Below are 20,638 nucleotides of genomic sequence, written 5' to 3' on the forward strand. Positions count from 1 at the left end.
TAATAAAAAGTAAATTACAGAATAACACAGGTATAAGAACAAAAAAAAAGTCAAGGTTAATGACTCCTTGACTTTATAATTAATTAATTCAAATAATTACACCAATGAAAACAAAGTTGGTATAAGTTGGTGCAAATGTATTAAGCTTAACTCTTCATTATTGTAACTTTGATTTGAATTACCTCTTTTTTGAATTGAAAAACTATTACATTAATATGAAAAGGACTGAGTTTAAAAACTCAGCCCTTTTTTATTAGGGGGAATGTTCTTTTTTAAGTAATTACTTTACCTAAAAAATTAATTTATAAATGGGTTATTTTGAACCTCAGATTGTGGAATTTCAAAAACTAACCTATCATCTTTATATGAAATCGGTGTATTTACAAGGTATAAATGATTATCTCCCCTATTTACTACTCCCTTATTTCTTTTTAAAGCTAAATAACTTTTCCCTTCACCTACAAACTCAATACGAGTTTGTAAATAAATTTCATCCTGTAAGCTTTTCCCAGATAAAGCATCTATATAACTATAGTCTGTTGTACTATCAAACCTTATTTCTAAAAGATCTCTAAGACGGTTTCTCGCATCTCCATCTAAACCTTCTTTTGTTGACATTTCTGCAGACAATAAATACATTTCTTCAATTCTCATATAAATATAATCTGTCTCTACGTTCCTTTGCCCTCCTTTTTCTCTTCCTGGAGCGTAAAACTTATTGAGAGGTGCTAAATGATTACTAGAACTTGGATCATTAAAAAACTGTCCTTTTCTAACATCATTAGATTTAATTGAATTGAAAAGGTTTACATCTACTGCCTTTTTATCTCCAGCAAATTGATAACTATAGGTGAAATAATCCATTTGTCCCCACCAAGAAATCAGATCTAATCCATTATCTAATGTTATATCAACTCCCCACATCCAACTAGGGTTTATATTAACATCATTAAAACCTCCTGTGAGAGCTTTTTTTGTAGTCAGAGGAAATTCCCCATCAGTAATTACATCTTCAGCTAGTTGTTTTGCTCTTAAGTTATCCTCACTTGTTCCCTTTGAAGCATATACATAAGCAAGTAAACTTCTTGCTACATTTTGATTAACTTCATAGGTTTTCTCTCTGTTATACCCTTCTAAAAGAACTATTGCTTCTTTTAAATCATTAATCATAAGCTCGTACACTTCTTCCGTAGTATTTTGCTCCTTAGCTGATGAATTTGGTTCAATGTATATAGGTAACACTTTAGAAGTTGGAATATATTCAGGTATATAAAACTGTGTTAGATAAAAATACGCATAAGCTCTTAAGGCTTTTGCTTGCCCCATACTACTTTTATCTTCTTCTTTAACCACAGCATTATTACCCCCTAATGATTTTATTACTAAATTACTTGCATTAATTATTCTATAATAATAGCTCCAAGCTATATAATTTGGGTATTGACTAGTATAATCTACAGTAGATATTAATTGTGCAAAGTTATTATACCTATTATAACTATTTTTAGTTAATGCTATATCTCCTGATAATATATCACTGTAAATATCATAACCTTTTTGCCCAAAATCTGCATGGTCATCTGTACCACCAGTTCCAACTTGAAACATCATTTCATAAATACCTCTTAAAGTACCTTCTGATATCTCTGGATAAATCTTAGCGGTTCCTTCTACATTTGAAACGGAAACATACCTTGTAGGTTCTTCCTCTAAGAAGTCATCACTACAACCAACTGATAAAACTCCTAAAGCAGTTAACAGTAAAATTGATTTTATATATATTTTTTTCATTATAAAATTGTATTAATATTATTTTAGAATTTAACTCTTACTCCAAGACTTATAGTAGACAACGGAGAATAACGGTAAACACTTGAGCTTCCTGTTTCTGAAGTCGCAGGATTAAATCCATCTCTTTCGCTTAATAAAAACAAATTATCACCTGACATCCATAAGTTTAAGCTATTAACACCAGTATTTTCTAAAAATGTACTAGGAACATTATATCCAATTCTTACATTATTTAACGCTAAGTAATCAGAAGAAGTAATAAAACGAGAAGATCGAGAATTTACTTGAGGGTTTATATTACTAACGAGCTTGGGTACATCAGTAATTTGACCTGGTTCTTTCCAACTATTTCTAATGTCAGTATGCCAATTACCTGAACCTATCTGATCATTAGCCATTAAACCTGCATATACCCCATCATAAGAATATCCTCCTAAACTATAACCAAACTGTGTACTTATACTAAAGTCATAAATTTTAGCATTTAATTTAAACGCTCCTCTGATTTTAGGAATAACAGATTTACCTATATACTTTTCTGTAGCGTCACTATAAATACTAGTAGTTGTTTTACTAATAGCGTTATTTGGGTTTGCTTTTCGATATTCTGCTAAACTTTTAATTCCTTCTCCTTCATCTACAATTCCATTTTTATTAGCATCATAATAATATTGATTCCATAAGGGATAACCATTATCTTTATTGACCCCTACCCATTCTCTTGTGTAGAAATCAAATAAACTATGTCCTTTTGAACGTCCATATACCCCATCAATATCAATAACTTTTGGCTCCCCCGTAGATGGTTCAATAGGCATTGAAGTTAATTCATTATTTAACATTTCTCCATTTATAGAAAAATCTAATTTATAATTCTCTTTAGCTATTAAATGAGCAGTTAAATCGAACTCTAATCCTGCATTTCTTAAAGCCCCATCATTCACATCTATTAATGCGTTTCCTGTAGAAGGCGCAATTCCTCTTTCGAAAATTAAATCATCAGTATTTTTAATGTAATAGTCTACAGAACCATCTATTCTATTATCAAAAATGGTAAACTCTAAACCTGTTTGAAACATTTTAGAAGTCTCCCATGTTAAACTTGGATTTTGAATAGCTCTTGGGATTAATGAAATCTCTCCTCCTAAGTTACCAATAGTATAGGTATTCTGTCCTGAATAAACATCAACTCCTGCTTGATCCCCAAGTACACCATAACTAGCTTTTAATTTTAAGAAATTAATAAAACTAACATTAGACATAAAAGATTCTCTAGACATTACCCACGATCCTCCTACAGATCCAAATGTTCCCCATTTGTCATTAGCAAATCTAGATGAACCATCTCTTCTTAATGATCCTGTTAAGTAATATTTCCCATTAAAATTATAATTAACCTGTCCAAAAAAACTTTCTAAAGCTGTTTTAGTTGTGTAACCTGTTGCTAATGATGAGTTAACTACATAGTTATTAAGATCTGTTAAACCATTATATAAGTTTACAACTTTATTTTTACTAATGCTTGATGTACTAAACTCTCTTTGGTTTGTTTCATGAGCTAACAATGCCGATAAGTTATGATTACCAAAGCTTTTGTTATATCTAAAAATATTTAAAAAATTCTGAGTAAGAGCACTTGATGTTGTCTTAAATAAACTTCCATCTTGGCTTTCAGCAGAACCATAAAAAGGGTTCCTTACTGTATTAGCCTCTCTACTATAGTACTGTGCTCCATATTGAGTTTCAAAAACCAACCCTTCTGCTAAATCAATTTTAAATGAGAAATTACCATTTAATGAATTACGATTATTTCCTATAGAATCATAATTAGCTCCAGCAATTGCATTTGTTAATCCTCCAAAACCTCTATCTAAACCATAGTCATATTGATTTCCTCCATACTTAGTATCTGAAACTAAATTACCCTCATCATCTCTTAAAAATAAAGGATAAATAGATGGAATATTATCTACAAACCAAAAAATACTCCCTGAATCTTCTGCTTGTCCGTTTGCTATTGTTTTTCCTAAAGTATAACCTACATTAACATTTGCTGTTAACCAATCTTTTGGCTTATGTGTTAAATTTAATCTAGTTGCGTAACGCTTATAACCTGAATTAACTAAGTACCCTTGATCATCTAGATATCCAAAAGAACTAAAATATTTAGTTTTTTCATTTCCTCCACTCATTTTTAAGTTAGCTTCAGTTCTTATAGCTGGTTGAAAACCATAATCTGACCAATTCTCTGGAGAATATTTTCTTTTAACATTTGATCTTACTTTTCCAGTTGTAGGATCAATTATTTCAGATACATCATTAGTATTGTAAAAATTATATTTTGGGTCAATCCCCCTATCAGAAAATAAATATTGATTAGCATAAGCCACTGCATCGTTAGCCGGATTAAACTCTAACGTTCTGTTTCCCATTGCTTGCCAAGACAACTCTATATATTCATCTGGAGACTTGATAACATCATATCTAGGTAATAACTGAAAATTAACACCAGTTTTAAAATCTACTTCTATAGAGGCAGCACCTAACTTTCCTGACTTTGTTGTTAATAAAACAACTCCATTAGCCCCTCTAGATCCATAGATAGCTGTAGCTGTAGCATCCTTTAACACAGTAGTAGAAGCTATATCTGATGGGTTAATAGAATTTATTGAGCCAGAAAAAGGCACACCATCAACTACATACAATGGATCTCTATTTCCATTTACAGAACCAAATCCTCTAATACGAATTGTAGCAACTGTTCCTGGTTGACCAGAAGTATTAATTACATTAACTCCTGCTATCTCTCCTGCCAAAGCTTGTGAAACATTAGCTACACTCTTTTTCTCTAGCTCTGCTGCTTTTACAACCTTTGCACTTCCAGAAAAAGATTGTTTAGTTGATGTTCCATAACCAACGACAACTACTTCTTCTAATAGATTAGTATCTTCTTTCATTAAAACATTTAACTCAGAAGCTACTCCCACAGTTCTTTCAGTTACTTGCATCCCTACAAAACTAAAAACTAAAACATCTCCTATCTTTGCTTTTAATGAATACTTACCATCAAAGTCTGTTTCAGTACCTATGGTCGTACCTTTTAAAATTACATTTACACCAGGTAAAGGTCCTGCACTATCAGACACCACTCCAGTGATTTTTTTCTCCTGTGCACTCATATTCAGTAAAAAACCGAAAAAGAAGAATACACAGATTACATTTTTCCAATGTAGATTCATAAATTATTAAATTTTTATTAATTAACAGTTGTAAATCTAAAGTCTATAAGTTTTTGTTAACACCTATTTGAAGTTAACAACCTTTAATTTGATGTGAAAAAACAATTTTAAGAAGTTAACAGCATTTAACATGTTAAAAGGTTATTATTAATTAATGTTATTTTTTTTAAAACATGGTGATTTCCTTTTACTCAGAAGGTTTTCTTCATTATTTTTGCAGCATTAATCAACTAATTATTAATAAAGCAGTCTCCTTCAACTACCTTTTAATAATTACCAATCTAACTTTAACAAAAAACTCTAGTTTTAACAAAATTTTAACTACAGTTAGACAAGAACTTTATTAGGGGAACCCCTTATATGGCTGTTATAGTTATTGGAAAACAAAATGTAAATGAAAATATCAATTCTAATCGTTGACGACGAAAAAACTGCTCGATCTAGGTTTAAAAAATTAGTGAGCGACTATAGTTTTATAAATATTGTTGGTGAATGCTCTAACGGTTTAGATGCTATAAAAAAAATCAACATTCTAAATCCAGATGTTGTTTACCTTGACACAAAGATTAACAATATGACAGGGTTTGATATTATAGAGAAAATCACCCTCCCAAATAAGCCTATTTTTATTTTCACAGCTTCTTCAAATGAACACGCTGTAAAAGCCTTTGATTATTTTGCTTTTGACTATCTTTTAAAACCATTAAAAGAAGATCGCTTTTATGCTTCAATTAAAAAGGTTATCGATTATAAAAAAATAGAAAAGCTTTCAGATTTAGACAACATCTTAGACCTTGTAAAAGAGAAGACTCCTATTGAAATGCCAGTAAAGGGTACTAAAATTAATATTAAATCAGGAAATAAGATAATTTTCTTAGAGCGAAACTCTATTAAGTATATCTCTGCCTCTGGTTATTATGTAGAAATTTTTACCACTGATAACAAAAAATACTTACTAAGAGAGTCTTTATCTAGCATCATTAAAAGATTAAACTCAAACCTTTTTGTTAGAATACATAGATCTACAATAATTAACTCTAATTTTATTGATGAAATCATCACCTCTAATTATGGTGAAACAGATGTAAAAATTAACGATAATAAAACCTTCAGAGTAAGTAAAAGCTACAAAAAAGACTTTCAAGAACTTATGGGAGTTAAATAATAAACCTTTCTTTTTGAATCCTTATTTTTGCTTAATGAGCATTGATAAAAAATATAAAAAAATCATTTCTTTAGTTCCAAGTCAAACAGAACTTTTAGTTGATTTAGGACTTGAAGAGAATATTTTAGGCGTAACAAAGTTTTGTATTCATCCAACACACTTAACAAAAACAAAAACCATTGTTGGTGGTACCAAAAACATAAAAATTGACAAAATAAAAGAGCTTCAACCTGATATTATTCTTTGTAATAAGGAAGAAAATACTAAAGAAATAGTTGAAGCTTGTCAACAAATAGCTTTTACCCATGTTTCTGATATTTTTACACTTACTGATTCTTTAGAATTGATTTCTTTATACGGAAGCTTTTTTGAAAAACAAGCTGAAGCTAACAAAATGATTAGTGTCTTAAAGTCTAAAATAATAGATTTTAAAAAATTTGTTGCAAACAAAAAAAACACTAAAGTAGCTTATTTTATTTGGAGAAATCCCTGGATGGTAGCTGCGAATAACACATTCATTAACCATCTACTGGAACTAAATAGGTTTGAAAATGTTTATGCTAACGAAGAGAGATATCCTGAAGTTGATATAGAAGATATCCAGAATAAAAAAACAAAATTGATTTTATTGTCTTCTGAACCCTTCCCTTTTAAAGAAAAGCATATTATTGAAATAAAAGAACACATAAGTAACTCCACTCCTATCTTAGTTGACGGTGAATACTTTTCTTGGTACGGTAGTAGGTTGTTAAAAGCTTTTGATTACTTTAAGGAGTTACACAACAGGATTTGACATATCTTCATCTAAATATTTTATTCTATTTAGCTTTTCTAATATCTTCATTGCTTTGAATGCAGAGCGATCACTTTTACACTCATCTTCATACTTATAATCGTTAGCAGTCTCAACCAATCTACGGTATCTTTCTTCAAGATGTTTTCTATATCTTCGTAATTGATTAATTCTAGACATTTCTAATTGGGTTAACACGGATTATAAATATACATATTTATTTGATTTGCAATAACATATAACTATCTAAAAATAATAAAAAAGGGAAAAACCCTTTTTTATTTAAAATAATCTCCTATAAACTACCAAACTCTACAAACTCATATTCTGGCGAATACTCTATCATATGCCTTAATAATGACGCATGACCATTACCAATGATTACCAAAACTCTGTCTTCATTTGTATGATCTATTTTCTGAATATTTCTAAAGATTCGAAGGTTACGGTTATACCACCAAATAGATAAAAAGTCTGCTCCTCTATTATCATCTAATTTAAAATCTCCAACTAAATAAGCTCCGTAGTTATTTTTGTGTCCCTCAATAGAATTCATGTGTTTAAAATATTCTAACAAATTTACTTTAGAAGGCATTTTTGCGTCCTCGTCAAATGATTTTTGAACCATTTTACTATAAGGATCCTCAGATTTAAAATCATAATCTTTCGATAATTCTTCCATGAACTTAGGATTTAATTTAGACAAATCACTACTTAGTGTATTTGCATCTATAGAATAAATAGTATCTAAGTTAAAATCATTTGCTATACGCATTCCTAACTGATAATCTTCACCTCTAACGTTCCTATGTGCTCCTTTTTTATATTCTTTATATCTTTTATTCATGTTCCAACTTGGTTTTGCTTCAATAGCTACTTTAGTTGGTTTAAACTTTTTGATATACTCTACTAATTCTGTTACTTCAGATTTTTTTGGTTCCTTCAATACATCTATTTTATCACTTTCTTTAGTTTTAGTATAGTCTAATCCTGGATAAGAAAAATGAAAGGTTCCAACCACTAACACTTTGGTTTTATTACTTGGGTAATAAGATGCATAGGGTTTTAAAACAGTCTGATCTTTATCTAGTAGTTTTTCATCTTTATTTTGACAAGAAAACTGCAACAATGTTCCTAATAATAATGCTAAATATTTTTTCATTTTTTGGTTTTTAAAATTCTACACAAGAATACATTGTTAATTCAGCCTATTAGTTTTTATTACACCAACTCCAGTTTCTTTTACACAAACAGTTTCTTTTAACAAAAAATTCATGTTAGTTTTATAAAAACATGCTTTTGTAATAACAAAACATTCATTTGTCCTATTTTTAATCCCTTAAAGAATATTCCACTTATTTTTGAATCATGAAGTTTTCAAAAGAATTAAAATACAACTTACTTATTATAGCGCTACTAATTTTATTAGATTTTGGATGGGATTTTTTTACCTCATCCAACAGGTTACCTATAAGTTACTCCCTTCTTTTTACACTAACATTCAGCATTAGTTTTTTTACGGTATATTTTGTTAACTATTATTATTTACTCCCTCGTCTTTTTAATACGAAAAAGTATATACTATTTGGAGCTTCGGTTATTTTTATGGTTTTTGTTTTTGCAGGAATTCGTTTTTTACTAGAAGAAGTTTTATCTCCCATATTATTCAACATCAATAATTACAATATTAATGATCAAAGCATAATTTTCACCTACTTTTTTGACAGCTTTATCTTTAGTTTTAAAGCTTCTTTATACAGTACCTTACTGTATCTATTTTTTAGATATAGAGATAATAAGGACAAACTTCATTTATTAGAAATAAAACATCAACAAGCACAATTAGCAACTTTAAAATCGCAAATTAGTCCACATTTTTTATTTAATGTACTTAATAGTTTTTATGTAGAATTGTACGATGAAAAACCTGAAACCGCTAATGATATTTTAAAACTCTCTCAACTATTACGTTATGTTACTTATGAAACATCTGAAGATTTCGTTTTACTAGAAAAAGAAGTTCAATTTATTAACGACTACTTACACTTCTTTAAACGTAGGTATGAAAATAATTTTCATGTTAATTTTATTGTTAATGGAAACCTTAAAAACCATAAAATACCTTCATTAATTTTAATTAATTTTGTTGAAAATGTTTGTAAGCATGGAATTATAAACAACCCTAATAAACCTGCAAAAATAGTCATAACCATTAATGACATCGATTTGTTAGTTAACTCAGAAAATTACACAAGTACTTCTGAAAAGTATATGGAAACTGGCATTGGAACTGAAAATATTCGAAAGAGATTGGAAGTTCTGTATAATGACAATTTTTCACTAACTTTTCAGCAAAGTAATAACATTTTCAACGCCCACTTACAACTTCCTTTATGAGTAAACAACTAACCTGTATAATTATTGATGATGAACCGCCAGCTATTCGCTTGATAGAAAAATATGTAGCTAAGATTCCTTTTCTAGAAGTAAAAAACACTTATTCAAATCCATTGGAAGCTTTAATAGAAATAGAAAAAGGAATTATTGATTTGGTTTTTTTAGATATTCAAATGCCAGAGATTACTGGTATTCAATTATCAAAAATTATAACCAATAAAACCAACATCATTTTTACTACTGCTTATCCTCAATTTGCCCTAGAAAGTTACGATGTTTCTGCTCTAGATTATTTACTAAAACCTTTTGACTTTGATCGTTTATATAAAGCCGTTTTAAAAGCTCATAAAAAAACAACAAATTCTTATGACAAAAAAATTTCAAGAGTTGAAGAAAAGTATTTTTTCTTAAAAACAGATGGAAAAAACAAGTTTTCTAAAGTTTTCCTAGATGATGTTCTCTTTATTGAAGGTCTAAAAAACTATGCTTCAGTTTACCTAAAAAATGAACGAATCATTACCTACAGCACCTTAAAAAGCTTAGTAAGTAGTTTACCTGAAAATAATTTTATTCAAATACATAAATCATATATTATTTCAATTAGAGCTATTGATAAAATAGAAAACGATTCGTTATGGATACAAAAAAAAGAACTTCCTATTGGTAATACCTTTAGAAAGTCCTTTTTTGAAAAAATCGCTAGTAAGCAATTATAATCTATCTGTTGTCCTGTAATGCAAATACCTGACGTAATAATGCCGTATCACGCAAACCTACTTTATTACGTATACCTTTCTCTTCAACAGCAATCATTGTAAACACTCCTTCTAATGCTTCAGTAGTTACGTAGTCTGTTAAATCTGGATTTACCTTTTTCACGAATGGAATACTGTTGTATTTTGAGATTAAGTTTGACCAAATTTTATCAGCTCCTACCTTAGCAAAAGAATTTTTAATCACTGGGTTAAACTCACTATACAAAGCCGATGTTGTTTTCCCTTCTAAATAAGAAGTTGCAGCATTATCAGCTCCTAATAAAATATTTTTTGCGTCTGCAAAGGTGATTTCCTTAACTGCATTTATAAAAATTGGTGTTGCTGTTTTTACAGCATCTTCAGCAGTTCTATTAATTGCTTTTAAACCCTCATCAGCTAAATTCCCTAAACCTATTTTTCTCAAACCTCTATCAACTGCTTGTAACTCTTCTGGTAGTAAAATTTTTACCAAATTATTTTTATAAAATCCATCTTTTGAAGTTAACTTAGTTACCTGATGCTGAATACCATTATCTAAAGCTTGACGTAAGCCATTACCTATTTGACTTTGTGATAATACTCCACCTTGTGGTAATTGATTTACCACTTTTTGTAATTCTGCACATCCCATAAAAGTAAGTGCAATAAAGAATATTGTAATTTTTTTCATATTTACTTGTTTGATTTTATTTATCTTTTAGAAACAATAAACTGATTATTGTCACATTTATTTGAAGCTATCCGTATTTTTATCATATCCATACGGACAGTGTTTACATCCACTTTTACAACAATATCCTCGTCGTAAATGGTATGCCTCTTTAAAAACCCTATACCCTTGTTCATTAGTATAATATTCATCAGGAGTAGGTTTTAATATCTTATTTCTCATGTTACAAATATCATAAAAAAATACGTTAAACAGGTTTTATATTCCTGCTTAACGTATTTATATTAATCTTTAATAAAAATTAAATCTTACTTTTTAGCATTAGGAGGATACTCCGCCATAATCTCACCTACAAACTCTTTAACACGAGCTTCTTTTCGTTCTACACTACTTGTACTTAAAGCACCAGTACCTATTCCCTGCCATACCAATTCTTTCTTTTGAGCATCTAATAAATCAACAAATAATGTTCCTTCAGTATATTGAGAAACAGTTACAGGGCTTTGCCCATAATACCATGGATAATAAAACCCTCCATAATAATTATCGTTTACATTTATACGTTCACGAGATTTAGTAAACAAACTCACTAAAACATCTGGTGTAGCTGATTTTGTCATTCCTTTAGCCATCAACTCTGCTTCAATAGCACGCATAATACGTTTTTTATCTAAATCAGAAATTGGAGCTTTGTCAATCCCTGTCTTATAAAATGCAAATGTTTTGTACTGATTAAAATCAGTTTGTGTATCGTAATCAGTTACTACTCTTACTGAACTACATGAAGTAATTAGTAAAGCTATAATTGGCAAAAAAAGTAATTTTAAATTTTTCATTTTCTTAGAGTTTACATATTTTCTAATAATGCATCATCTACTAAGTTAGGAAGTGTTACTTTTAACTTCTTTTCAGCTTCCATGGCACGTTTAATAGCAAAAACAGCTTCGTTATTTCGTGCCCAACTACGTCGTGCTATTCCGTTATTTACATCCCAGAAAAGCATTGATTTTAAACGTCTTGATGCATCTTTAGAACCATCAAGAAGCATGCCAAATCCACCATTAATAACTTCTCCCCATCCTACTCCACCACCGTTGTGGATTGAAACCCAGGTAGCTCCTCTAAAACTATCACCTATTACATTATGAATCGCCATATCTGCTGTAAAGCGAGATCCATCATAAATATTAGAAGTTTCGCGATAAGGCGAATCGGTTCCAGAAACATCGTGATGATCACGACCTAGCACTACTGGACCTATCTTCCCTTTCTTAATAGCTTTATTAAAAGCTTCTGCTATTTTCATACGTCCTTCAGCATCTGCATACAAGATACGTGCTTGTGAGCCTACTACTAACTTATTTTCTTGTGCTCCTTTAATCCACTGAATATTATCCGCCATCTGTTGTTGGATTTCTTCTGGAGATTTTTTCTTGATTTTCTCCAACACTTTACACGCAATAGCGTCTGTTTTGGCTAAATCTTCTGGATTTCCTGAAGCACATACCCAACGAAACGGACCAAAACCATAATCAAAACACATAGGTCCCATGATATCTTGTACATAACTAGGATACTTAAACTCTCTTCCTAAAGTCGGATTCGGATTCATTACATCTGCTCCAGCTCTACTCGCTTCTAATAAAAATGCATTACCGTAATCAAAGAAATAAGTTCCTTTTTCAGTATGCTTATTAATCGCTTTTGCATGACGACGTAAGGTTTCTTGTACTTTTTCTTTAAATAATTCAGGATTGTTAGCCATCATTTCATTTGACTCTTCAAACGAAATATCAGCTGGGTAGTAACCTCCTGCCCAAGGATTGTGTAGTGATGTTTGATCTGAACCTAAATCGATATACACATCTTCTTCAGCAAACTTTTCCCAAACATCCACTACATTTCCTAAGTATGCTAACGAAACTACTTCTTTATTTTCTTTTGCTTTTCTAACACGTGCTACCAATTCATCTAAATCGGTAATTTTTTCATCAATCCAACCTTGTTCTAAACGAACCTGTGTGATTTTCGGGTTTACCTCAGCACAAACAGTAATACAACCAGCTATATTTCCTGCTTTTGGTTGCGCACCACTCATTCCTCCTAAACCTGCAGTAACAAATAAATTTCCTTTAGGTTCTTTTTTAATCTTACGGAATCCGTTTAGTACAGTAATGGTTGTTCCATGAACAATTCCTTGCGGACCAATGTACATGTAACTTCCTGCAGTCATTTGCCCATATTGTGTAACTCCTATAGCGTTGAACTTTTCCCAATCATCTGGTTTCGAGTAATTAGGAATCATCATTCCGTTAGTTACAACCACTCTCGGAGCATCTTTATGCGAAGGAAATAATCCCATTGGATGACCTGAATACATAACTAAAGTTTGCTTATTTGTCATCTGCGACAAATATTGCATCGTTAGTAAATACTGTGCCCAGTTAGAAAATACTGCTCCATTACCACCGTAAGTAATTAATTCGTGAGGATGCTGTGCTACTGCATAATCCAAATTGTTTTGAATCATTACCATAATAGCCTTCGCTTGCTCAGATTTCCCTGGATACTCTTCAATAGGACGCGCGTACATTTTATAATCAGGACGGAAACGATACATATAAATTCGTCCGTACTTCTCTAGTTCTTCAGCAAATTCAGGTAATAATTCTTCGTGATGTTTTTTATCAAAATAACGCAATGCATTACGTAAAGCTAACTTCTTTTCTTCTTCAGTTAAAATTTCCTTACGTTTTGGTGCGTGGTTTATCGTAGTATCATACTCCTTTTTTGGAGGTAATGTAGTTGGTATTCCTTGTTTTATTTGTTCTTTAAAAGTCATTTTATACGGTTTTTAGTTTCCAGTAAAAGATGAAAACTTATTAATTTTAAATCTGTTGATAATCGTAAAAATGAAGAAACTATGGATAACGGATGTCTGCTCTGTGATACTGAGCTTCAATCCTCTTTTTATATTTTAAAGTTAAAAAATCCATCTTCTTTGAAGTTTGCACAAATATAAGTTTATACAGTTAAAAACTCCATCTTTAAAAAGTATAAATTTTTCTTCTTTTTGTACTTTTTCTGTTGTGCTAACAATAAATTGTACCTTTGGTAAGTTTATTGCATGAACAGGCTTATGATATTTATTTCAAAACATATAATACCAAAAGGATTTTCTGGAATGACATTGTATCCTTTTATCTTTTTAAAAAGAGAAGATTTAAAAGGTGATCCTGTTTTAATAAACCATGAAAAAATTCATTTAAAACAACAATTAGAATTATTGATTGTTTTCTTCTATCTATTTTATTTTTTAGAGTGGTTTATCAAGCTATTAATTTACCGTAACACTTCAAAAGCTTATAGTAATTTAAGTTTTGAGCGAGAAGCCTATAAAAACGAACATAATTTAGATTATATCACTACTCGAAAAAGGTGGGCATTCCTATCCTATTTATAATTGTTAAAACATCCTGCTATTTTTTAAGATTTCCGTAAATTGCGTACCCGAAAATTAAGACAATTTACGAATGGAACAAATAACTCCCTATAAACCTAAACACAAAGTACGAATTGTAACTGCGGCTTCTCTATTTGATGGACACGATGCTGCCATTAATATTATGCGCCGAATTATTCAATCTACCGGGGTTGAAGTAATTCACTTAGGGCATGATAGAAGTGTGGAAGAAGTGGTTAACTGTGCTATTCAAGAGGATGCGAATGCTATTGCTATGACTTCGTATCAAGGTGGGCATAATGAGTACTTTAAGTACATGTACGATTTATTGCAAGAAAAAGGAGCTGGACATATTAAAATATTTGGTGGCGGCGGTGGAGTAATTCTACCTGAGGAAATCAAAGAATTGATGGACTACGGAATTACTCGTATTTATTCACCTGATGATGGTCGTGAATTAGGATTACAAGGAATGATTAACGATTTAGTTCAACAATCAGACTTTGCTATCGGAGATTCACTAAATGGTGAAGTAAACAAATTAGCGGATAAAGAAGTTGGTAGTATTGCACGTGTAATTTCTGCTGCGGAAAACTTCCCAGAAGTTGCTAAAGACGCTTTAGATGCTATTCACGAAAAAAATAAAAATTCTAAAACCCCTGTTTTAGGAATTACAGGTACAGGTGGTGCTGGTAAATCGAGTTTAGTGGACGAATTAGTTCGTCGTTTCTTAATTGATTTTCCAGAAAAAACTATCGGATTAATCTCTGTAGATCCATCAAAAAGAAAAACAGGAGGAGCTTTATTGGGTGACCGTATTCGTATGAATGCTATTAACAATGAACGTGTGTATATGCGTTCGTTAGCAACTCGTCAATCAAACTTAGCTTTATCTAAATATGTAAATGAAGCGGTTGAAGTTTTAAAAGCTGCAGAATTTGATTTAATTATTTTAGAAACTTCAGGTATTGGACAATCAGATACTGAAATTATTGAGCACTCTGATACTTCGTTATATGTAATGACACCTGAATTTGGTGCGGCTACACAGTTAGAAAAAATCGACATGCTTGATTTTGCAGATTTAGTAGCTATTAACAAATTTGATAAAAGAGGAGCTTTGGATGCCTTACGTGATGTAAAAAAGCAATACATGCGTAACAACAATTTATGGGATGTTCATATGGATGACATGCCTGTTTTTGGAACCATTGCTTCTCAGTTCAACGATCCAGGAATGAATTCGTTGTATAAAGCGATTATGGATAAACTAGTTGAAAAAACTGGATCCGATTTACAATCTACTTTTGAAATTACGAAAGAAATGTCTGAAAAGATATTTGTAATTCCACCAAGTAGAACGCGCTATTTATCTGAAATCTCAGAAAACAACCGCGCTTACGATAAAAAAGTTGATGAGCAAGAAAAAGTAGCTCAGAAACTATACGGAATCTATCAAACCATCTTATCTGTTATTCCAAACGAAGTAACAGAATCATTCCTTACTAAAAACGGAATTGACCAAGATGAAATTCAGAAGCAAGTTCAAGAGGAAGAGCAACCATTTGTAAAATTATTATTTGCTCAATTTGATAAAGTAAAATTAAATCTTGATCCACATAACTGGAAAGTTATTTTAAACTGGCAAGAAAAAGTAAAAAAATACAAAGATCCTATTTACTCATTTAAAGTACGTGATAAGGAAATTAAAATAGAAACACATACGGAGTCTCTTTCTCACACACAAATTCCGAAAGTAGCTTTACCAAAATACCAAGCTTGGGGTGATTTGTTACGCTGGAATTTACAAGAAAATGTTCCAGGAGAATTCCCATATGCTTCAGGATTATATCCGTTTAAACGTACAGGAGAAGATCCAACTCGTATGTTTGCCGGTGAAGGTGGACCAGAACGTACCAATCGTCGTTTTCATTATGTAAGTTTAGGAATGCCTGCAAAGCGTTTATCTACTGCTTTTGATAGTGTAACACTTTATGGTAACGATCCAGGACACAGACCTGATATTTATGGTAAAATTGGTAATGCAGGAGTTTCTATTTGTTGTTTAGATGATGCTAAAAAATTATACTCTGGTTTCGATTTAAGTCATGCTATGACTTCGGTTTCTATGACCATCAACGGTCCTGCTCCGATGTTATTAGGATTCTTTATGAATGCAGCGATCGATCAGAATTGTGAGAAATACATCAAAGAGCATAAGTTAGAGAAAAAAGTTGAAGCAAAACTTAAAGAATTATACGACGACAAAGGAATTGACAGACCAAAATACAATGGTGATTTACCAGAAGGTAATGACGGATTAGGGTTACTACTTTTAGGTATTACAGGTGATCAAATTTTACCTTCGGATGTATATGCCGAGATTAAAGCAAACACCTTAGCACAAGTGCGTGGTACGGTTCAAGCAGATATTTTAAAAGAAGACCAAGCACAAAATACTTGTATCTTCTCTACGGAATTTGCTTTGCGTTTAATGGGAGATGTTCAAGAATACTTTATTGAGAAAAATGTTAGAAACTTCTATTCGGTTTCTATCTCTGGGTATCATATTGCTGAAGCGGGTGCGAATCCAATTACGCAATTAGCCTTAACGTTGGCTAACGGATTTACCTATGTAGAATATTATTTATCTAGAGGAATGGATATTAATAAGTTTGGACCAAACTTATCGTTCTTCTTCTCAAATGGTATTGACCCTGAATATGCGGTTATTGGTCGTGTAGCTCGTAAAATTTGGGCGAAAGCTTTAAAATATAAATACGGAGCAAACGCACGTGCACAAATGTTGAAATATCATATTCAAACTTCAGGTCGTTCATTACACGCACAAGAAATTGATTTTAACGATATTCGTACAACCTTACAGGCACTATATGCTATTTACGATAACTGTAACTCGTTACATACGAATGCCTATGACGAAGCGATTACTACGCCTACAGAAGAATCTGTACGTCGTGCTATGGCAATTCAGTTAATCATTAATAAAGAATTAGGATTAGCTAAAAACGAAAATCCAATTCAAGGTTCATTTATTATTGAAGAGTTAACCGATTTAGTTGAAGAAGCTGTATTAACTGAGTTCGATAGAATCACAGAACGTGGCGGTGTATTAGGTGCGATGGAGACCATGTATCAACGTTCTAAAATTCAAGAAGAGAGTTTATACTACGAAACCTTAAAACATACAGGTGAATTCCCTATTATTGGAGTAAACACTTTCTTAAGTTCTAAAGGTTCTCCAACAGTAACTCCACAAGAAGTTATTCGTGCTACAGAAGAAGAAAAACAATTCCAAATCAAAACAAAAGAGAGTTTAAACAAAGCACATGAAGATAAAATAGAACAGCTTTTAACTGAAATGCAAAATGCCGCCATTAATAATCAAAACCTTTTTGAAAAATTAATGGATGCTACCAAAGTTTGCTCATTAGGTCAAATTACTTCTTCGTTATTTGAAGTAGGTGGTCAATACAGACGAAACATGTAAAAGGCAATGCCTTTAGATAAATATTTAAAGCCTCATAGAGATTTCTGTGAGGCTTTTTTTTGTTTTAATAAATCTTTTATTTTTGCCCATAAAAAATAACCATGAGAAAAATTTTATATTTATTTATTGCTATACTTTCTTTTTCCTGTTCTAGCAACTCTTCAGATCCTGAAGAAGACATCGACTACGATGCTATGAACGAGGTAAACATTCAGAAATATCTTACAGAAAACAACTTAACAGCCGAAAAGAGTGAAACTGGTTTGTACTATATTATAGAGAATGAAGGTAGGGGTAGTTCTCCTACTTATGACTCTAATGTTACAGTTAATTATAAAGGATATTTTTTAAGCGGAGAAGTCTTTGGAGAAGATGATGAAGTCGATTTTAATCTTACTAAAGTTATTCCTGGATTTAGTGAAGGTATTCAGTATCTTAAAGAAGGAGGTAATGTTTCTCTAATTATCCCATCTAAGCTTGCTTATGGAGATACAGGGTCACTTACCGTACCTCCAGGAGCTGTTCTAATATTTGAGGTAACTCTTCTATCTATCAATTAGTCAAAAAATATTCATATCCCTTTAGGGTAAATCACTATATAGTCTCACTTAATTCTCTAAGCGAGGCTTTTTTTAGTACTTTTTATTGTTCCTTTTCTTGCAAAAGAATTTCTACTTCTTAAATTTTTATTTTAAAATAATAAAACGTTAAATAAAAACTTTACACGCAACCTTATGCACTATTCATTATCTAACCAATAACAGCTTAATAAAACTCCAATAATTCTATGAAAAAAATATTCTTATTTACTATTCTTTCTCTTCTATTATTTTCTTGTAGTAGCGACGAAAAAGGTAATTTACCTGAACCTCCTTTAGACAACTTAGAACCCTATACTTTACCCGTAGTTGTACACATAATACATGATGGAGAAAATATAGGCGGTGGTTTTAACCTAGCAACCGAACGTATTAAAGAGCAAATTCAATCTTTAAATCACGACTTTAGAAGAGTATCAGGAACTTTAGGAGAAAACAATTCTCCTCTTAGTAGTGATTCTTTTATTCAATTCAAACTTGCTGAAATAGACCCTAACGGAAATCCAACTGATGGAATTAATCGTATCAATTACTACGATAAAACTCCCGTAAGAGGCGATAAAGACAGATTTGATTGGCTTCCTGAATTTGGGTATTGGAATCCTAATAAGTATATCAACATTTGGGTTTATGGCGGGTATCCTCCCAACACATTTGCTGGTGCAGCTTCTTTTCCTTCAACTGATTTATCTGGAATAGAGGATGAATTAAAAACCATTGGTGATGGTATTTTAATTAACGTTCATCACTTTGGGAAATCCGATGTTACTGGAGCGCTCAACCTTGGTAAAACATTAACCCACGAAATGGGACATTTTTTAGGTTTGTTACATATTTGGGGAGCTGTTCTTGAAGGAAAACCTTGTTATGATCATGACGATTTTATTGAAGACACTCCACCTGTAAGTAGTTCCATTAACGGTTGCAATGGAGCAATTCCAAAAGCTTGTGATGGACAACCTGCCCCTGTAAACAATTATATGAACCTTACTGACGATAAATGTATGAATGTATTTACCAAAGGACAGATTAAACGAATGAGGTATGTGCTTGAACATGCAGAAAGGAGAAAAACTTTAACTACTTCTAATGTGATAAATAGGTAACTTATTAATTATAGAGCAGTTTAGTTTTCAAAATACATTCAGAAGAATTTATAAAACTGTTTTGTTTTCAACACTAATTTCAGAACCTTCTAGTAAAAATACAGAGCTAGGTTTTTGACTCTGTAAAAAAGAAAAGTGCTCTCCATAAGTAGCAGAAAAATCAACATCTATGTTGTAATCTGTTACTGGATAATATTCCCAAGTTGGGTGTTTTACTTCATATTCAGTGGTTTTCCTTTTATCCTTAGCATATCCCCAATAATGCTCTGTTATGAATTCAATTTCAGTATAGGGTTTTATCGAAACTGATTTAGATTTACTTTCAACTGAAACCGAATTCCTTTTTTGGTTTATTTTCCATTGATAAGACACTTTAAACATATCTTCTTTCTCAGTCCAACTGTGTTTCATGGGTAATGTTTGGTAGTTTTCCTTATAAATTTTATTTGCTACTAATGTGATTGCCGGTTTTGGTACTATCTCTTTTATAAAGACTACCCCTCTTTTACCTTCTCTTTTCACATAAAACCGAAGATTAACTTCTTCAAAATTTACGTGAAAAGGAACTTTTACACCTAACAACTTTGTGTTTAAAAACATAAACCCTACAACACTTATGTAACATTTGTTTTCATAAAAATCTAATTCAGTTCCTTTAGGTATATAATTTTTTAGTACTTCTGGATCAACCTCATAATTCACCATGACCAATTTTCGCCATTCTGCTTTTAAAAAACTCATATAATTCTATTTTTAATTAAACCATATATTCCAAGTTACTGCACTTATATATACCCAAAAACATGTAAAAAAAACGTGAATAACTGTTTCAAATTTTTTACCTCTCCACAACTCTGGAGAATACACAAATAATTGTATAAATAATCTAATAGACCAAAAAACTGCAAAACCAAGTATGATTTTTCTTCCCAGGTTTGTCTCTATCAATTCTTTACTTTCTAACACTAAAATACTTCCCATTAAAAACACTGTTAGTGCAATAAAAAAAGTATGAACCATCAACATTTGTTTATTCATTAGGCTAAGATCCTTTAACTCATCTTTCCAATTAAAATATTTAGGAAAAATAACATGTATTAAAGCTAAAAGCATTAACAAATATCCAATAATCTTTAAATGAACTTCCAT

Annotated in this window: 18 protein-coding genes; 8 read left to right on the forward strand and 10 right to left on the reverse strand. The window is 31.3% G+C overall.

The genetic code is table 11. From position 1 onward, the window contains the following. Positions 1 to 297: 297 nt before the first annotated feature. Both ACQYZ7_RS09600 and ACQYZ7_RS09605 read right to left on the reverse strand, forming a co-directional pair. Entirely contained in the window at positions 298 to 1,791 is a 1,494-nt protein-coding gene (locus ACQYZ7_RS09600) for a RagB/SusD family nutrient uptake outer membrane protein (RefSeq protein ID WP_430729529.1), read from the reverse strand. 23 nt (positions 1,792 to 1,814) lie between these two features. After that, positions 1,815 to 5,030 carry a SusC/RagA family TonB-linked outer membrane protein gene (locus ACQYZ7_RS09605; RefSeq protein WP_430729530.1) on the reverse strand — a complete coding sequence of 1,072 codons (3,216 nt, stop codon included), beginning with the start codon at positions 5,028 to 5,030 and terminating at the stop codon, positions 1,815 to 1,817. A gap of 394 nt (positions 5,031 to 5,424) precedes the next feature. On the opposite strand from ACQYZ7_RS09605, the gene ACQYZ7_RS09610 reads away from it, so the two are divergent. After that, complete coding sequence (locus ACQYZ7_RS09610) at positions 5,425 to 6,195, forward strand: LytR/AlgR family response regulator transcription factor (RefSeq protein ID WP_430729531.1); 771 nt, start codon at positions 5,425 to 5,427, stop codon at positions 6,193 to 6,195. A 34-nt stretch (positions 6,196 to 6,229) separates the two neighbouring features. Then, positions 6,230 to 6,988, forward strand: coding sequence for an ABC transporter substrate-binding protein (locus ACQYZ7_RS09615; protein ID WP_430729532.1), 759 nt, complete (start codon positions 6,230 to 6,232; stop codon positions 6,986 to 6,988). Here ACQYZ7_RS09615 and ACQYZ7_RS09620 read toward each other — a convergent pair. Together ACQYZ7_RS09620 and ACQYZ7_RS09625 are read right to left on the reverse strand one after the other, a co-directional pair. Next, entirely contained in the window at positions 6,971 to 7,168 is a 198-nt protein-coding gene (locus ACQYZ7_RS09620; RefSeq protein ID WP_125069320.1) for a hypothetical protein, read from the reverse strand. The genes ACQYZ7_RS09615 and ACQYZ7_RS09620 overlap by 18 nt on opposite strands. Before the next feature lie 115 nt (positions 7,169 to 7,283). Next, the gene (locus ACQYZ7_RS09625) at positions 7,284 to 8,150 is read right to left on the reverse strand and encodes a DUF5694 domain-containing protein (protein ID WP_430729533.1); all 867 of its coding nucleotides are present in this window, start codon (positions 8,148 to 8,150) and stop codon (positions 7,284 to 7,286) included. Positions 8,151 to 8,356: 206 nt separating this feature from the next. On the opposite strand from ACQYZ7_RS09625, the gene ACQYZ7_RS09630 reads away from it, so the two are divergent. Together ACQYZ7_RS09630 and ACQYZ7_RS09635 are read left to right on the forward strand one after the other, a co-directional pair. Then, on the forward strand, positions 8,357 to 9,385 hold the full coding sequence (locus ACQYZ7_RS09630; protein ID WP_430729534.1) for a sensor histidine kinase: 1,029 nt from the start codon (positions 8,357 to 8,359) through the stop codon (positions 9,383 to 9,385). Continuing rightward, entirely contained in the window at positions 9,382 to 10,101 is a 720-nt protein-coding gene (locus ACQYZ7_RS09635) for a LytR/AlgR family response regulator transcription factor (RefSeq protein ID WP_430729535.1), read from the forward strand. The genes ACQYZ7_RS09630 and ACQYZ7_RS09635 overlap by 4 nt, the downstream gene beginning before the upstream one ends. Before the next feature lies 1 nt (position 10,102). Here ACQYZ7_RS09635 and ACQYZ7_RS09640 read toward each other — a convergent pair whose 3' ends face one another. From ACQYZ7_RS09640 to ACQYZ7_RS09655, 4 genes are all read right to left on the reverse strand, one after another. Continuing rightward, a complete protein-coding gene (locus ACQYZ7_RS09640; protein WP_430729536.1) occupies positions 10,103 to 10,810 on the reverse strand; it encodes a DUF4197 domain-containing protein in 708 nt (235 codons plus the stop codon). Between the two features lie 57 nt (positions 10,811 to 10,867). Continuing rightward, positions 10,868 to 11,032 (reverse strand): DUF5522 domain-containing protein, encoded by a 165-nt coding sequence (locus ACQYZ7_RS09645; protein ID WP_159432107.1) that lies wholly within the window; start codon positions 11,030 to 11,032, stop codon positions 10,868 to 10,870. Between the two features lie 86 nt (positions 11,033 to 11,118). Then, a complete protein-coding gene (locus ACQYZ7_RS09650) occupies positions 11,119 to 11,646 on the reverse strand; it encodes a DUF4136 domain-containing protein (RefSeq protein WP_430729537.1) in 528 nt (175 codons plus the stop codon). An 11-nt stretch (positions 11,647 to 11,657) separates the two neighbouring features. Next, a complete protein-coding gene (locus tag ACQYZ7_RS09655; RefSeq protein WP_430729538.1) occupies positions 11,658 to 13,652 on the reverse strand; it encodes a urocanate hydratase in 1,995 nt (664 codons plus the stop codon). A gap of 297 nt (positions 13,653 to 13,949) precedes the next feature. On the opposite strand from ACQYZ7_RS09655, the gene ACQYZ7_RS09660 reads away from it, so the two are divergent. The 4 genes from ACQYZ7_RS09660 (at position 13,950) to ACQYZ7_RS09675 (ending at position 19,489) form a co-directional block, all read left to right on the forward strand. Then, complete coding sequence (locus ACQYZ7_RS09660) at positions 13,950 to 14,273, forward strand: hypothetical protein (RefSeq protein WP_028890606.1); 324 nt, start codon at positions 13,950 to 13,952, stop codon at positions 14,271 to 14,273. A 70-nt stretch (positions 14,274 to 14,343) separates the two neighbouring features. Further along, the gene (locus tag ACQYZ7_RS09665; protein WP_430729539.1) at positions 14,344 to 17,784 is read left to right on the forward strand and encodes a methylmalonyl-CoA mutase family protein; all 3,441 of its coding nucleotides are present in this window, start codon (positions 14,344 to 14,346) and stop codon (positions 17,782 to 17,784) included. Between the two features lie 101 nt (positions 17,785 to 17,885). Further along, positions 17,886 to 18,344 (forward strand): FKBP-type peptidyl-prolyl cis-trans isomerase, encoded by a 459-nt coding sequence (locus ACQYZ7_RS09670; protein WP_430729540.1) that lies wholly within the window; start codon positions 17,886 to 17,888, stop codon positions 18,342 to 18,344. 227 nt (positions 18,345 to 18,571) lie between these two features. Further along, positions 18,572 to 19,489, forward strand: coding sequence for a M43 family zinc metalloprotease (locus ACQYZ7_RS09675; protein ID WP_430729541.1), 918 nt, complete (start codon positions 18,572 to 18,574; stop codon positions 19,487 to 19,489). Between the two features lie 48 nt (positions 19,490 to 19,537). Here the strand turns inward: ACQYZ7_RS09675 and ACQYZ7_RS09680 are convergent, their stop codons facing one another. Then, positions 19,538 to 20,230 (reverse strand): YqjF family protein, encoded by a 693-nt coding sequence (locus tag ACQYZ7_RS09680; protein ID WP_430729542.1) that lies wholly within the window; start codon positions 20,228 to 20,230, stop codon positions 19,538 to 19,540. A gap of 12 nt (positions 20,231 to 20,242) precedes the next feature. Beyond that, on the reverse strand, positions 20,243 to 20,638 hold the full coding sequence (locus ACQYZ7_RS09685; RefSeq protein ID WP_430729543.1) for a hypothetical protein: 396 nt from the start codon (positions 20,636 to 20,638) through the stop codon (positions 20,243 to 20,245).

The sequence above is a fragment of the Tenacibaculum sp. SDUM215027 genome (assembly GCF_050566205.1).
Classification (GTDB): Bacteria; Bacteroidota; Bacteroidia; order Flavobacteriales; family Flavobacteriaceae; genus Polaribacter.